18 protein-coding genes are annotated in these 15836 nt (G+C 38.7%); 16 read left to right on the forward strand and 2 right to left on the reverse strand.

Features of this window, described 5'->3' with window-relative positions:
• The first annotated feature begins 5 nt into the window (after positions 1-5).
• The 10 genes from BI350_RS04655 (at position 6) to BI350_RS17050 (ending at position 7369) form a co-directional block, all read left to right on the forward strand.
• Entirely contained in the window at positions 6-542 is a 537-nt protein-coding gene (locus BI350_RS04655; protein ID WP_075527051.1) for a DMSO/selenate family reductase complex B subunit, read from the forward strand.
• 14 nt (positions 543-556) lie between these two features.
• Positions 557-1405, forward strand: a complete 849-nt coding sequence (locus tag BI350_RS04660; RefSeq protein WP_075527052.1) for a dimethyl sulfoxide reductase anchor subunit family protein — start codon at positions 557-559, stop codon at positions 1403-1405.
• Between the two features lie 31 nt (positions 1406-1436).
• A complete protein-coding gene (locus tag BI350_RS04665) occupies positions 1437-2348 on the forward strand; it encodes a 4Fe-4S dicluster domain-containing protein (RefSeq protein WP_075527053.1) in 912 nt (303 codons plus the stop codon).
• A gap of 39 nt (positions 2349-2387) precedes the next feature.
• On the forward strand, positions 2388-2582 hold the full coding sequence (gene tatA, locus BI350_RS04670) for a twin-arginine translocase TatA/TatE family subunit (protein ID WP_075527054.1): 195 nt from the start codon (positions 2388-2390) through the stop codon (positions 2580-2582).
• A gap of 15 nt (positions 2583-2597) precedes the next feature.
• Positions 2598-3440 (forward strand): twin-arginine translocase subunit TatC, encoded by an 843-nt coding sequence (gene tatC / locus BI350_RS04675; protein WP_075527055.1) that lies wholly within the window; start codon positions 2598-2600, stop codon positions 3438-3440.
• A gap of 147 nt (positions 3441-3587) precedes the next feature.
• Positions 3588-4025 carry a Dps family protein gene (locus BI350_RS04680; protein ID WP_075527056.1) on the forward strand — a complete coding sequence of 146 codons (438 nt, stop codon included), beginning with the start codon at positions 3588-3590 and terminating at the stop codon, positions 4023-4025.
• A gap of 248 nt (positions 4026-4273) precedes the next feature.
• Positions 4274-4714 (forward strand): phosphate-starvation-inducible protein PsiE, encoded by a 441-nt coding sequence (gene psiE, locus BI350_RS04685; RefSeq protein ID WP_075527057.1) that lies wholly within the window; start codon positions 4274-4276, stop codon positions 4712-4714.
• Positions 4715-5099: 385 nt separating this feature from the next.
• The gene (gene tnpB, locus BI350_RS04690) at positions 5100-6239 is read left to right on the forward strand and encodes an IS200/IS605 family element RNA-guided endonuclease TnpB (RefSeq protein ID WP_075527058.1); all 1140 of its coding nucleotides are present in this window, start codon (positions 5100-5102) and stop codon (positions 6237-6239) included.
• A gap of 402 nt (positions 6240-6641) precedes the next feature.
• Positions 6642-6971 carry a hypothetical protein gene (locus tag BI350_RS04695; protein WP_075527059.1) on the forward strand — a complete coding sequence of 110 codons (330 nt, stop codon included), beginning with the start codon at positions 6642-6644 and terminating at the stop codon, positions 6969-6971.
• A 239-nt stretch (positions 6972-7210) separates the two neighbouring features.
• Positions 7211-7369: a hypothetical protein gene (locus BI350_RS17050; protein ID WP_168157250.1), complete on the forward strand. Its 159-nt coding sequence runs from the start codon at positions 7211-7213 to the stop codon at positions 7367-7369.
• 159 nt (positions 7370-7528) lie between these two features.
• On the opposite strand, the gene BI350_RS04700 is transcribed toward BI350_RS17050, so the two are convergent.
• Positions 7529-7777 (reverse strand): hypothetical protein, encoded by a 249-nt coding sequence (locus tag BI350_RS04700; protein ID WP_075527060.1) that lies wholly within the window; start codon positions 7775-7777, stop codon positions 7529-7531.
• 563 nt (positions 7778-8340) lie between these two features.
• Between BI350_RS04700 and nikR the strand changes: the two genes are divergently transcribed.
• From nikR to BI350_RS04730, 6 genes are all read left to right on the forward strand, one after another.
• Positions 8341-8760, forward strand: coding sequence for a nickel-responsive transcriptional regulator NikR (nikR, locus tag BI350_RS04705; protein WP_075527061.1), 420 nt, complete (start codon positions 8341-8343; stop codon positions 8758-8760).
• A 16-nt stretch (positions 8761-8776) separates the two neighbouring features.
• Complete coding sequence (locus tag BI350_RS04710) at positions 8777-10387, forward strand: ABC transporter substrate-binding protein (RefSeq protein ID WP_075527062.1); 1611 nt, start codon at positions 8777-8779, stop codon at positions 10385-10387.
• 16 nt (positions 10388-10403) lie between these two features.
• Entirely contained in the window at positions 10404-11390 is a 987-nt protein-coding gene (locus tag BI350_RS04715) for an ABC transporter permease (RefSeq protein ID WP_075527063.1), read from the forward strand.
• Positions 11390-12223 (forward strand): ABC transporter permease, encoded by an 834-nt coding sequence (locus tag BI350_RS04720; protein ID WP_075527064.1) that lies wholly within the window; start codon positions 11390-11392, stop codon positions 12221-12223. Before BI350_RS04715 ends, BI350_RS04720 begins: the two co-directional genes overlap by 1 nt.
• An 86-nt stretch (positions 12224-12309) precedes the next feature.
• Positions 12310-13233: an ABC transporter ATP-binding protein gene (locus BI350_RS04725; RefSeq protein ID WP_075527065.1), complete on the forward strand. Its 924-nt coding sequence runs from the start codon at positions 12310-12312 to the stop codon at positions 13231-13233.
• Positions 13223-13816, forward strand: coding sequence for an ABC transporter ATP-binding protein (locus BI350_RS04730; protein ID WP_075527066.1), 594 nt, complete (start codon positions 13223-13225; stop codon positions 13814-13816). The genes BI350_RS04725 and BI350_RS04730 overlap by 11 nt, the downstream gene beginning before the upstream one ends.
• A gap of 240 nt (positions 13817-14056) precedes the next feature.
• Here BI350_RS04730 and BI350_RS04735 read toward each other — a convergent pair whose 3' ends face one another.
• Positions 14057-15568, reverse strand: a complete 1512-nt coding sequence (locus BI350_RS04735) for a glycine betaine uptake BCCT transporter (protein ID WP_075527067.1) — start codon at positions 15566-15568, stop codon at positions 14057-14059.
• Positions 15569-15836: the final 268 nt, after the last annotated feature.

Below are 15836 nucleotides of genomic sequence, written 5' to 3' on the forward strand. Positions count from 1 at the left end.
CATACATGACTCAAATAGGTTTTTTTATAGACGTAACAAAATGTATAGGTTGTAAAACATGCGTCGTCGCTTGTAAAGATAAAAATAATTTAGAAGTAGGTAGGAATTTCCGCAGAGTTTATTCTTTTGAAGAAGGAGTGTTCCCCAATCCATCACTGAGCCATGTATCTCTTTCATGTAATCATTGTGATGTGCCTACGTGTATCCCAAATTGTCCGACGACGGCGATTTTTAAGCGGGCCGAAGATGGTGCAGTTTTAATTGATCATGACAAGTGTGTTGGCTGCAGATATTGTGAGTGGAATTGTCCTTATGAGGCTCCGCAATTTAATGAACAGTTAGGGAAGATGACAAAGTGTGATACGTGCTTCGACTTACGCGATGCGGGTGAAGAGCCGGTCTGTGTAACATCATGTCCGCTGAGAGCAATTGAGTTTGGACCTATCACAGAATTAAGAAAAAAGTACGGTACGGTGAGTGAGATTAAAGGAATGCCAAGTGCGTCCATCACACAACCAAACCTCGTGATGAAAATAAAATAAAGAGGAGGATATCAATGGATGAATGGGCATTATTCATATTTACATTAGCTGTACAAGCATCGATTGGCGGTATGGTTGTGTTGTATCTATTCAACCTAATAAGTTCCAAGCTAACAGAAGACGAGGCCTATCATTTATTTAGAATGCCTTTAATCGTTATTTCCGTCCTTTCGTTATTAGGGTTAGTTGCATCGTTCACTCATTTAGGCGCACCGATAAATGCGTTCAATACGATACGAAATATCGGCTCTTCATGGATGAGTAGAGAAATCGTATTAACGGGTGCATTTATTGGGTTAACTTGTTTAACGGCTGGTTTAACGATTGTGCAGAAAAAAGTGACGCCTTGGCTTATGCTTGTGACCGCGATTGTAGGCTTAGTAGATGTGTACGCCATGGGGGCACTTTATGCAACTACTTTAGTGAGCGGTTGGAATTCGATTAATACGTATACGTCCTTTTTTGGAACCACATTAATTTTAGGGGCAGTATTGGCTGTTTCTTTAGTAGCGCCTAAACTTTCAAATGGGACAGGTGGCATAAATGCGAAAGATCTTATAAGAAGTGCATTTGCTGTTGCGATATTCGGGTTTGCGATTCAAGTAGTAGGTTCCGCCATGTTCTTTACAGCCGGCCATGAGGTAACAATGATTAGTGCGGTATCAGCCACAACGATTTTAGCAAACTATAAAGGAATGATTGCTTTTGGTTGGATTGCTTCTATTATCGGTATGTTTTTATTCGGTTATTTGGCAGTTTCTAAGTCGAGAAAGACATTTGTCAGTTTAACATTTGCTTCATTGGCAATATTTATCATCGCGCAAGGGTTAAGTCGCTATGTGTTTTATGTCATGCCGGGTTAATCAATAAACTAGGAAAGAAGGGGGAAATGAAATGAGTTTATTACAACATTGGTTGGAAAGTTTGGATTATGACTATCAAATTTTACCAACTTGTACGCATGTTCAAAGCCCCCGTTCTAGTTGTCGGGAATGTATCGACCATTGTCCTGAACAAGCGATCTTTTTTAAGGACGGAAAACCATTCATTGATACGGTGAAATGTACGCAATGCAGTCATTGTATCGTCGCTTGTCCGGTACAAGCCGTTGAAGGGTTTCTTCCCAAACGGACGGTTGAGAATAACCGGTTAATCGTATCCAATAAGGACGTTATCTCCTTGAAAGAATTACTCGTTTATTATCAAAAACAAGTAACTACCATTGTTTTTAAAGACGAGGATGCTTCAGCTGAATGGCAAGAAATGATAAAAAGTGCGAATGAATCGTTATGTGAACTTGGGGAAGCTGCTTTTACGATTCAATTTGATAAAGCGGTGGAAGAAACTGAACAAACGATGACGCGAAAAGAGTTGTTTTCGTTTTGGAAAAAAGATGTGAAAAACATTGCAAAAGAAATGGCCCCTGCGAAATGGCGTTTCAATCAAGAAAGTCTCAATTTAATTAAGTACTATCCTGACCATCAGTTTATTGACTTTTCTTTAAATACAAGTGCATGTACGTTATGTAAAGCGTGTGAAATTTTATGCCCCAAAGCATGCATTCATCTGACTGACACACATTTTACTGTTGCGCCTGAACAATGTTCAAATTGTTCACTTTGTGAAGATATTTGTCCGGAACAAGCAATATCAATTACAAGTAAAATTTCACCTGTTACGCAAGTGAATTATTGGATTCGGGAAAACGCATGTGTTAGTTGTGAGGAGAATTTTAAAACATTAGATGAAGATGAACATATGTGTCACGCTTGTCGAAAGAAAAAAGAGTTTTTGTTTATGCAATAGGAATGAATTTTAAATTATAACAATTAGGAGGCACTCATTATGAATTTAGCAGGCATCGGTGTACCGGGTTTAATTATTATTCTTGTAATCGTATTGATTTTATTTGGTCCAAAGAAATTGCCGGAGATTGGATCGGCCGTTGGAAAGACGCTTTCAGAGTTTAAGAAATCAGCCAAGGATGTTATCAGTGATGATGAAGAAACACCAAAAGCAACGAAGGAAAAGGGTCAATAATAAGTAGGTGATTGTATGTGTCCAACAGGAGAACCCAACTGTAAAAATGTTAGTGCGTTAGACAAAGCAAAAGCAGAAATAGAAGTAGAAACAGAGCGACATGGAATAGATGACGACCTAGTAGAGGAACTGGATTCTAAAACTGATGAAAACCCATCATTACCGTTAGTCGCTCATCTCGGAGAATTAAGGAAACAGCTTATTAAAAGTCTAGTTGTATTTATCCTCTTTTTCGTTCTTATTTTCGCGACGATTAATATTTGGTTTCCTTATGTAACACGTGGACATCAGTTAATTGTGTTGGGTCCATTAGAAGTTGTTAAGTTTTATATGTCCATTTCGACGGCACTTGCGATTGGACTTGCATTGCCGTTTGTATGCCATTTTCTGTGGCAATTCGTAGGTCCTGGGTTGAATGAAATAGAAAGTCGATTTATAAGCTTGTACTCGCCAATCATGTTGTTTCTGTTCATTTGTGGGGTGTCATTTGGATATTTTGTCGTTAATCCAATTAGTTATAATTTCTTAACAGCTTTAGGTGCTGTTAATTTTGATGTGATGATTTCCGCCCAGGAGTATGTGAGCTTTCTTTTAATGACAACCGTCCCCCTTGGATTGATTTTTGAACTGCCAATCGTTGCGATGTTTCTCGCCGCGATTGGATTGTTGACAGCTGATTCAATGAAAAAAGTTCGCAGATGGTCCTACTTGGTGCTTGCAGTTGTATCAGCGCTCATCACACCACCCGATTTCATTAGCCAACTGATTGTGCTGATTCCGATGATGCTGCTTTACGAAACGAGCATTTATATCGTTAGACGTGTAGAACAACGAAGCGCAGCGGCAAAATCGTATTAAGTACCTACTAGCGCTGCCGGGTCGACCGCAGTCACGCACACAATAAACAAAGATATAAAAGTTTATATTATAATAATTATTAGTTGATACTAATTATTATATAATGTATATTATAATTAAGGTAAGAACTTGAGGAGGTTTTATTAGATGGAAAAATTACATTCAGCATTAAATGGTCAAATTGCAAACTGGAGTGTCCTTTACACGAAACTTCACCGTTATCATTGGTTTGTAAAAGGACCACAGTTTTTCACCCTTCATGAAAAATTTGAGGAACTATATAATGAAGCAGCTAGTGTTGTGGACGAAGTAGCAGAAAGACTGCTTGCGTCTGGTGGAACACCTGTTGCAACGATGAAGGAATACTTGGCCGTTGCGACTTTAGAAGAGACTAATGGAGAAACAACTGCCAATGAAATGGTTGCAAGCCTCGTAAAAGATTATAAGCATCTGAAAGATGAGTTAAAGGGATTAGCAGAACTATCAGAACAGCACGGGGACGATGGAATTAATGATCTCACTGTTGGGTTATTAGTAAAACTTGACCTACATATTTGGATGCTATCTGCTTACTTAGGAGAATAACAAAAGCTTGATGGAGCGTCAGTGATTTTTATCACTGATGCTTCTTTTTTCAATGGGGTTCAATGGGGTGCCAATGGGGTGCCAGTCACTCAAACTTTCATGTTAATTAAATGAAACACGAATGTCGTGAAATTCGCGTTTGCTGTGTTTGTCGTGTTTGTTTTGGGGGACGGGCACCTAGATAATTCAATTGACAAACAATTTCGTAACCGCTTATAATAAAACATCATCCAAGAGGGGGCGTTCATATGATCAAGAAAAAATATACGTATGCTTTACAAGTTTTTCCTAAAGCTTTACAAATGTTCTTGAATATAATGCTTGTTATTCTTGCAATTATTTTGTCAGTTGTATTAATTAAAGAACTATTTGTCTTTGGTGATCTATTGCTTTCTGGTGATCATACTGACTATAAAACATACTTAGCGAATATATTGATTTTCTTTTTATATTTCGAATTTATCGCGATGATTGTTAAGTATTTTAAAGAAGAATATCATTTTCCGCTTCGTTATTTTATTTATATTGGAATCACTGCAATGGTCAGATTGGTCATTGTTGATCACGATCATCCCATCCACACATTAATCTATTCCTTTGTCATTTTGATACTAATTATCGGATATTTTATCATCAATATGACGCCACGTGATCGGCCTGATAGTCAATGGTATTTTAAAAGGCAATAAAATCATGTGCCTACGCGTTATTCTGCCAATACACTAGAATTGCATAAAGCAAAATAGTAAGCTGGGACAAAACTTAGGTAGAAAGATAGGAGTGTCGTGGAAGGTCTGTAAAATGACCTTCTAACACACTCTTTTTTTATGAATAAGCCGAGAACACCCGTGACTTTAGTCGTGGGATGAATCGGCTTCGGTTGAGACATAGCTTTAGCTATGTTAATCAACCGACATGTATTAATTTGTATAAGTGTTTAAAGTCTACTACTAAAGGGTATTCAGCAATACATATGTAAATCAAATGTTGAGGTGTTTTCTATGTCTGAAATTACCGAAGAACAAATACGAAAGTATATACAAAATCAGAAAAAGGTTTAGGAGGTGAGTGTGAATGCTTCGACATAAAGCTTATCAGTTTCGTCTCCACCCGAATAAAGAACAGGAAATCTTAATCGCAAAAACAATTGGCTGTGCACGATTTGTGTTCAATCATTTTCTGGATCTATGGAACAGATCCTACACCGAAACAGGCAAGGGGTTATCTTATTATGCGTGTTCCGCCATGCTTCCTAAATTGAAAGCAAACAAAGATACTTGTTGGCTAAAAGAAGTCGATAGCATCGCGCTTCAATCCTCACTCAAAAATCTTGCCGATGCTTTTTCTCGATTTTTCAAAAAGCAAAATAACAAACCTCAATTCAAAGGTAAAATGAATCCCGTCCAAAGCTACACAACAAAAAATGTAAACAACAATATTGAGTTAAAAGGAAAAAAGATTCAGCTTCCCAAACTAGGACTTGTTAAGTTCACAAAAAGCCGGGAACCGAAAGGCCGTATTCTCAATGCAACGATTCGCAAATACGCCAGTGGTAAATATTTTGTTTCCATTTTGTGTGAAGAGGAAATTAACGAACTCCCAAAAACGAATACAGCGATTGGCATTGATTTAGGCATTACCGACTTTGCCATCCTTTCCGACGGGCGAAAAATAGATAATAGTCAGTTCTCGTCTAAAATGGAAGAGAAATTGAAGCGTGAACAACGCAAGCTGTCTAGAAGGGCGGTTGTTGCCAAACAAAATGGAATCAAGCTTTTGGAAGCAAAGAACTATCAAAAACAAAAGCGTAAAGTGGCAAAACTACATGAAAAAGTAATGAATCAGCGCACCGATTTTCTAAATAAGTTGAGTACAGAAATCATCAAAAACCACGATGTGATCTGTATTGAAGACTTAAACACAAAAGGTATGCTACGCAATAAAAAACTGGCCAAAAGTATTTCTGACGTTTCTTGGTCCAGTTTTGTCACTAAATTAGAATATAAAGCGGACTGGTATGGCCGAAAAATTATTAAAGTAGATAGATGGTTTCCATCCAGCCAAATTTGTTCGGAGTGTGGCGTGCAAGATGGCAAGAAATTGCTGAATATTCGACGATGGACTTGTCCTACATGCAAGACTGAACATGACCGTGATATCAATGCAAGTCGAAATATCTTGTACGAAGGGCTTAAAACGCTGATACGAGTGTAGAATTAAAACTTACTAACCGTAGGAACTACGGGGATAGCTTGGTAAATAAGAGAAACCGCTGGTGATAGCGTCACAGCTATCCATCAAGTATGCTCTCTTCCCGAGAATCTCGTGACTTTAGTCATGAGAGGTTCAAAAATCTTTAAGAAAGATTAATAAAAAGAACGGTTCGTTTCTAAAAAAAATTATGTAAAGCTTACTGGCAGTACTTTCATTTGCAGGTTGCGGGGTGGTCAATTGGAAGATTGTTTCCGGAGTTTTAACTGTGAAGGTGTTTTTAGTTTTGAGTGCTATCGAAATATTTTTAATATATATATTTTCTAGTACAATAGATTTAAAGAACATGAATCAGCAACTGGATTTTTGCTGCTAGCATACTGTTAGGTTAAAGGAGTAATTTACATGAAGTCTTCTAAAAAGTGGTTATGGGCTTTACTAATGATCGCCGTTATTGTAATGATTGGTATGTTGATGCCTAGAGAAACTTACCCATCGGCAGATACTAGAGTTATTGTAGACCATACTTATCAAACTTATATTGCACCTATTTGTTTTGAGGAATCAAATGCAACAAACTTCCTAGCAGAGTCAACTTTAAAGGAAGCAGAAAGTTTAAATTATCCGCCACACTCGCCATGTACCGAGGAAGCTTTGGACAGCGAAGATGACAGGCTATTGTCGAGTTTACTTAAAGAGTTGGGGATATTGAGTAAGAAATGGGATGATTGGTAAATAAACTAACAAGGACATTTCTGGAAGATCTATTGTTACTAAGAGGAGATTTTGGAACGTCTTGTTTCAGGTTTTTTGGTAGTAATGATTGTTTTAATAGCTATGTTTTTCTTGATGACTAACACATAGATAACCCATTGCTTGACCGATTCTGGCGCAGTAGTCGAAAAAGCACTGTGCTTGAATCGGCCACATCGTTGCATAGAAGTCTATTGAAAAAGAAAAAGAGGGGGGAAGGTATGGATGCTTTTGATGCTGGTATAAATATCATATTTTTTATCTTTATCATTTATTTAATCTCAAGAGTCGCCAATTTTATTAAGCATACGACAGATAAATTAGACGAAATGGATAAAAAGATAGATGAGATAAGCGAATATATAGACAACAAAGATTAGTGATGGTTAATACATCTTCCGCAATTGGAAGTAAAAGAGTGTAGCGAAGTTCTTGGATAGGTTGTAAAACAAAAGTTAGCTTTACAACCAAAGTTGTGAAGGTAATCCCACATTTTCCCTAAAGCTATTTCCCTCCATGATGACGATCGTAATATCAAATTACAAATCCTCTTTTAACTGTTTTACATTTCTTGTTTTACCTTTAAATTCCGATATTTTATAATCGACAAAGACGCCGATGATACCTAGTGGTAATCCGCCGCCAGCTAGCGAAAGGAATAATATAAAAGGGCTGAGCTTTGTTGTTTTTTGAAATAATAGATATAAAACTACAATGGTACCAACAGTTATAAATATACTTGTGAAATAATAAGTCATTCGAATGTTTTTTAGGTTTTGTTTATTCATGGCACACCCTCGTTTCTAGTCACAATTACCTCTCTCTATATATACTTTCCCTTTTTATTTCATTTCAATCGGATTCAGATTATACTTTTCACAAAATTAATAACGTGACATGAATGTAAAAATGCTCACATACCATAAGGGTGAAATGCACACGTAGTAACTATTCATAAGCGTTTTATATAGCATCCTATCACCATGACGTACGCGAATGAAAATGGTTACGTAGTATTAGTAAAATCAACATCGAAATTCTTGATTCTTTATCTCGCTAAAACTATAATCATATTTGAAGTTATATTTTTTGGGTTTTCGGTGCTACGAATGCTTGTAATCGTGTCACTTGCTGTGAATTCACTTTGGAAAAGGTATTAACTAGTCGAGGGAACAGCATCCAATGGCCATGACGTATGCCATTGAAAATGGTAGTTTATCATCAATTATAAGTGCATCGAATTCATTGATTTTTTATCTTGTAAAACCTATAATTAAGGGTATTCGTGAAATTTTTTTGGTTATCGGTGTTACGAATGTTAACGATCGTGCTACTGGGAGGCGAGTTCACTATGGAAGATTCAACATTAAAAAGGTTCGGTGTGTCAATGGAAGGAAGTTTGCTTCGAAAATTCGATCAGCTTGTCACGCAGAAAGGCTATTCGAATCGTTCGGAGGCTGTCAGAGATCTTGTGCGTGAAGCGATTTTCGAGCAATCTTCGGAAGAGGATGACCAACTAATTGCGGGAACAATATTATTGTTTTATAACCATCATCAAAGAAATTTACTTGAAGAAATGACGACTGTTCAACATGAGATGCATGATTTAATCATGGCAACAACTCATTTTCATCTTAACCATGACAGTTGTATAGAACTAATTGTTGTTCAAGGGAAAGCAAGTGATGTGCGCAAATTGAGTAATAAATTAACGAGTTTAATAGGTGTGGAATACGGGAAGCTCACAGTCGCACCCGTAGAAAAACTTTAATAAAAGGAGTAAGAATATGCGAAATCGAATTTTGGGATTTAGCTTAATCACTATTTTGTTGATAACAACAATTTTAGCAGGTTGTTCATCGTCAAAATCAGTTGAAAAGAATACAAGTACTGACAATACGAAAAAGGATGAGTTAGTACTCGCCTTCAATTCGGAGCCTCAAACAGGTTTTGACCCGGTGATTGGATGGGGCCGTTATGGTTCGCCATTGTTTCAAAGTACGTTATTAAAAAGAGATGATGACTTGAACATCGTCAATGACTTAGCCACAGATTACGAAGTAAGTGAAGACGGAAAAACGTGGACCGTTCATTTGCGAGATGATGTGCAATTTTCAGATGGCGAACAGCTGATGGCTACAGACGTTGTGTTTACGTATGAACAAACAATGAAAAGCGGTTCGGTAGTAGATATGAATGCTTTGGAAAAAGTTGAAGCCATCGATGCAACAACAGTTGTCTTTACATTAAAAGAATCCCAATCGACTTTTATCAATAACCTTATTGCAACGGGAATTGTTCCTGAACATGCTTATAACGAATCGTATGCTGAAAATCCAATCGGTTCAGGTCCATTTAAACTTGTCCAATGGGATAAAGGTCAGCAACTAATTATTGAAGCGAATGAAAATTATTACGGTAAAACGCCAAATATAAAAAAAATCACGTTCTTATTTTTAACTGAAGATGCGGCATTTGCAGCGGCACAAGCAGGTACTGTAGACCTTGCACATATTCCAGCTTCATTTAGTCAGAAGAAAGTTCCTGGAATGGAATTAAAAGCAGTAAAAACAGTGGATAACCGCGGGATTGTCTTTCCTTATGTTGCATCCGGAGAAATGACAGAAGATGGATTTCCGATTGGAAATGATGTAACTGCTGACGCTGCGATTCGCCATGCCATTAATATTGGTGTTGACCGTCAAGCGCTAATTGATGGCGTGTTAGAAGGTTATGGAACGCCAGCGTATACCTCAGTTGATGGGTTACCTTGGTGGAATCCTGAGACGGTTATTGCTGATGGAAATATGGAAGAAGCTAAAAAAATATTAGAAGAAGCAGGTTGGGTAGACGCGGACGACGATGGCATTGTTGAAAAAGACGGATTAAAGGCGGAGTTTAGTCTTTATTACCCTGCGAATGATGAAGTGCGTCAATCGTTAGCGATTACTGTTGCCGATATGATAAAACCACTTGGTATCAACATAAAGATTGAAGGAGCAAGCTGGGATATTATTGCGCAAAAGATGTATTCAGAAGCCGTATTATTAGGTTGGGGAAGTCATGACCCACATGAATTATACAATATTTATGGTTCTGATAATGCAGGTGTTGAGTATTACAATACAGGTTTTTATAAAAACGAAAAGGTTGATCAATATTTTGAAAAAGCGCTACGTGCATTAAGTGAAGAAGAAGCCATTGAATATTGGCAAAAAGCGCAATGGGATGGCACAACAGGCTTAAGCGCAAAAGGTGATGCGCCGTGGGCTTGGCTAGTGAATATCGACCATTTGTATATTGTTAAAGAGGGATTAGATATCGGTCATCAAAGAACCCATGTACATGGTCATGGATGGCCTGCAACAGATAATATTGTAGATTGGAAATGGAAGTAATTAGGTGAGTATAAAAATGATAAAGAAGTTAGTTCGGTTTTTACTATTTAAAACCATTCGCATCGCTACATTATTAGTGGCCATTTGTTTGATATCCTTTCTACTTGTGAAAAATTCACCGATAGATCCGATTCAAGCCTATATTGGTGCTGATATGTTAAAAGTTGGACCAGAACAGCGTGAGAAAATTGCTGAATATTGGGGGCTGAATGAACCTGTATTCGTTCAGTTTTTAAACTGGGGTTCAGCTGTCTTGAAAGGTGATTTAGGGACGTCGATGATTTATCGACGTCCTGTCATGGATGTCATTGGTGAAAGATTTCTCAATTCGGTTGTGTTAATGATTACTGCATGGATTTTTTCAGGCATTGTCGGATTTATTCTCGGTGTGGTTGCCGCAATGAAGAGGAATACGTGGATTGACCGTGTCATTCAGTGGTATTGCTATACACTTGCTTCAACCCCTACATTTTGGGTAGGACTTCTCATGTTGATTGTGTTTGCGGTTTGGCTCGGCTGGTTCCCAATTGGATTAGGTGTGCCTGTTGGCGTGCTTGCGGAAGATGTCACCTTTACGGATCGCCTTCAGCATTTATTATTGCCAGCGATTACGCTAAGCATTCTCGGTGTTGCAAACGTTGCTTTACATACAAGGCAAAAGCTCATTGACGTGCTAGCAAGCGATTATGTGCTGTTTGCTAAGGCGAGAGGCGAACGTGGTTTTACATTATTTTGGAGACATGGCTTACGTAACGTAGCATTGCCAGCAATTACGTTACAATTTGCCGCTTTCAGTGAATTGTTCGGTGGGGCTGTGCTTGCAGAGCAAGTATTTTCCTATCCAGGACTCGGGCAAGCGACGGTAGAAGCGGGCTTGCGAGGCGATGTGCCTTTATTATTGGGACTCGTCATCTTTAGTACGTTATTTGTATTTATCGGAAATTTAATTGCAGATTTGATTTATCAAATCGTTGATCCGAGAACGAGGGAGGGACGTATGTAATGAAGACGCTCCTCAGATCAAATCAAAGACAGCGTACATTTTTTACAATTATAGTCGGTACATTGATACTTGTAAGTATTATCTTTAGCAGCAGTTGGCTAGATACCGGAAAAATAATGACGAATTTAAACGCGCGTAATTTAGCACCATCATTTCAACATTTATTTGGTACTGATTGGCTTGGAAGAGATATGTTTACCAGAACGATGATGGGGCTTTCGTTAAGTATTGGTGTTGGATTACTTGGTGCGATTGGCAGTACAGCCATTGCGCTAACGCTTGGAATGGCGGCTGCAACGATGGGGAAAGTTGTGGACCGTTTTGTCTCATGGATCATAGACTTGTTTTTAAGCGTTCCTCATTTAGTCATGCTTATATTAATTTCCTTTACACTAGGCGGCGGTTTTAAAGGCGTCGTGATTGGACTAATGGTAACCCATTGGCCAAGTTTAGCGCGTGTCATTCGAGCAGAAGTGATGCAAGTGCGTAACGCGGAATATGTGCAAGTATCTAAACGATTAGGAAAGTCGAACGGGTGGATTGCTGTCCATCATATCTTTCCACATTTACTGCCACAAGTGATTATTGGTTTTATGTTATTGTTTCCGCATGTGATTTTACATGAAGCGGCAGTTACATTTTTAGGGTTAGGATTATCGCCACATGAGCCGGCAATTGGCATTATTTTATCGGAATCTATGAAGTATTTATCTTCAGGTTTATGGTGGCTCGCCTTTTTCCCGGGATTAGCGTTACTTTTTGTCGTTCGAATGTTTGATAAAATCGGTGAAAGTTTGCGGTTGCTGATTGACCCGACAAAATCTCATTTGTGAATGAAAATCAACCTAAATATAAATGTATATAGAATTGCCTGTAGTAATAAATAGAAATGAACTAGTGAGCAGAGAGGAGAAGCCGTATGTCAATTTTAGAAGTAAAAAAATTATCAATCTCCTTTCAACAGTATGGAAGTGGTTTAAAACGGCAAACACTCGATGTGATGTCGGAATTAAGCATTGAACTTGAAGAAGGGGAGATTTTAGCCATTGTCGGTGCAAGTGGCTCTGGAAAAAGTTTATTGGCACATGCCCTTTTGGGGATACTCCCCGAAAATGCTAAAACGACCGGGACGATTTTATTTGAAGGTGAAGAACTTACAGAAGAAAGACTTGTGGCGCTAAGGGGAAAAGAAATTGCGCTTATCCCACAATCAGTCAATTTTTTAGACCCACTCATGCAAGTCGGCAAACAAGTTCGCCAATCTGTTAAAAAAGGGGATGCCCATTCTGCGCAGCGGGCGGTTTTTGATAGATACCATCTTCAAGAGCATGTGGATAAGATGTATCCATTTCAACTGTCAGGCGGGATGGCACGACGGACATTATTGTCAACTGCCGCGGTAAGCGGAGCGAAAGTTATCATCGCGGATGAACCTACGCCGGGCTTAGATGAAGTTGTCATTCAAGAAGCACTGACAAACTTTAGGGAGTTTGCAAATGATGGGTGTGCGGTTATGCTCATTACGCATGATATCGAATCCGCATTAACAATAGCTGATAAGATTGCAGTGTTCTATGCAGGAACCGTCGTTGAAATTGCTTCTGTTAATGACTTTACAGGTAAGGGAGAAAAGTTGCGTCATCCATATAGCAAGGCGCTATGGAATGCTTTACCACAAAATGAGTTTATTCCAATACCAGGTTCTCAACCTCAATCAAGCGAATTGCCGCCGGGATGTTTATTCGCACCGCGTTGTCCGCTTGCAACAAAAGAATGCACAGAAGCTCGTCCTGATATGCGAGAACTGCGGGAAGGGAAGGTGCGATGTATCGATGCGACTTGAAGCAAATCGTATAGGGTTTCGTTATGGCAATGACCCTTGGTTATTAAAAGACGTGCACTTTGCAATTGAGCCTGGTGAGGTCGTCGGCTTAACCGGCGCTAGTGGACGGGGGAAAACAACTTTTTGTCGGATTTTAGCCGGGTTTGAGCAACCTTTAGAAGGTGAAATCACGCTTGGCGGGAAACGGATTCAAAATAAAGGCATACATCCCGTACAATTAGTTTTACAACACCCAGAAAAAGCTGTAAATCCACGCTGGAAGATGCAAAAAGTGTTGAATGAAAGTGGGCAACCTGATCCCGAATTACTTACATTATTAGGGATTAAACAATCATGGCTGTCGCGTTGGCCGAATGAATTATCAGGGGGCGAATTGCAAAGATTTTGTGTTGCCCGTGCACTTTCCTCGAATCCTCGTTTTTTAATTGCGGATGAAATGACAACGATGCTCGACGCAATTACCCAAGCACAAATTTGGCAAGCCGTCTTAGAAACGGCAGAAAAAAGAAATATGGGAATCATCGTTGTGAGTCATGAAAGGAAGTTAGTCCAAAGATTATGTGACCGTGTTGTCGAATTATGAATAGGCGTTAGAAAAGTAGTCTTATCAGTGGATAAGGCTACTTTTATTTTGATTTGCAAATGGAACAGTGAATAATTTGTCTGAATTTGTAATACGATACATCGCATATAAATGGTTGGTCACGCATATAATAAGTCTTACACCTAGTGAAAGAATAGATTAGAAGATTAGTTAAATGTATAAAAGAGTTAAATACATAAAAAAAACCCAATCACCTCTCAATCGGTGATCGGGGAATTGTTATTTATTCCGACGTTTAGGTCGAATCATTAAGCCCAGTTCTTTCTTCTCTTTGTCTAATGCTTTATAAAGCGAAATCATCATTAAAATCATGACGAAAGAGAAAGGAAGTGCGGCGATAATTAAAGCGTTTTGTAACGCACCAAGACCACCTGTAGAAAGTAGAATCATGGCGATTGCTGATTGTGCAATTCCCCATGTTAATTTGGCTACGTTCGGCGGATGAAGTGAACCGTAAGATGTTTGCATACCGAGTACGAATGTTGCCGAGTCAGCTGATGTGATAAAGAAAATAGCGACTAGTAATACCGCAACAAACGATAATAACATTGACATTGGTAACTCGTGGAACACTGCGAAGAGTGTTTGTTCCGTTAACAACCCAGTTAGATCAGTTCCTTTAGTCTGAACATCCATTGCTGTTGCACCAAAAGCAGAGAACCAAAAGAAACTAATTATGGCTGGTAGTAAAAGGACGCCTCCCAAGAATTCCCGTATCGTTCGACCACGGGAAACACGGGCAATAAAAACGCCAACAAAAGGTGACCATGAAATCCACCAAGCCCAATAGAAAATAGTCCATCCGTCAATCCATGAACGTAAGTCTTTATCAACGGGTGCTGCGTTAAAACTCATTTGAACAATATTTTGTAAGTACATACCGATTGAATCCGTAAACGTATTGAAAATAAGAAGTGTCGGTCCGACAATCACAATCAGAGTTAGTAATATAGCAGCAAGAACCATATTTGTATTGGATAAATATTTAATCCCTTTGCTAAGTCCACTCCATGCAGACATAATAAATAATATCGTTACGACGATGATAATAATTACTTGTACCGGAAAGCTAATTGGTAGATCAAAAAGATACGCCAGTCCACCGTTAATTTGAACTGCACCAAAACCTAATGTTGTTGCGACACCTACTACTGTTGCAAAAACGGCCAGTACGTTTATTAAAGTACCGATAGGCCCGTCCACACGATCACCTAAAATGGGCCTTAATGTTGAAGAAATTAACCCTGGTGCACCTTTTCGGAATTGGAAATACGCGAGCGACAACGCGACGATGCCGTAGATTGCCCACGCGTGAATGCCCCAATGAAAAAATGTATAGCGCATGGAGTCACGAAAAGCTTCTTGACTCTCTGGGGTTGCGGTGGCGGGACTTATCGCAAAGTGGGAAAGTGGTTCAGCAGCTCCCCAAAATACGAGTCCAATCCCCATTCCAGCTGAAAACAGCATTGCAAACCAGCTCATACGAGAGTATTCTGGTTTTTCATCTGGCTTACCGAGACGAAGTTGTCCAACCGGGCTGAAAATGAAAAACAGACAAAAAAGTACAATTGCAGAAACGACAAGTAAATAATACCACCCAAATGCTGAGGTGATAAAAGCTTGCATATTGCCAGTAATTTCGCTGAAACTTTCTGGTGCCAATGCTCCATAGGCTACTGCCACTAAAACAAGAGCGACCGTTATCCAAAAAACATTTGATATTTTCCTCATAGTTCCTCCATTCTTAAATTATAAAGTAATGAAATATTCCCCATCGAAAAAATCGCTTTACAGAAGAATTACTTTATATCTTCCCCTCATTAGGCCATCTTAAACTGCATCTAGGATATGAAAAAATCATTGAAAAAGATTTTTAAAACGAAGATAATCCATTTTTTACAGCACTTGAGAGAAATTATGTAAAAAATACAGTATAAGCATAGAATAAAATAATTTCAAACGAAAACGTTCTAAGTGAAAAAATCACTTAGAACGCATT

It is taken from the genome of Sporosarcina ureilytica (assembly GCF_001753205.1).
GTDB lineage: Bacteria > Bacillota > Bacilli > Bacillales_A > Planococcaceae > Sporosarcina > Sporosarcina ureilytica.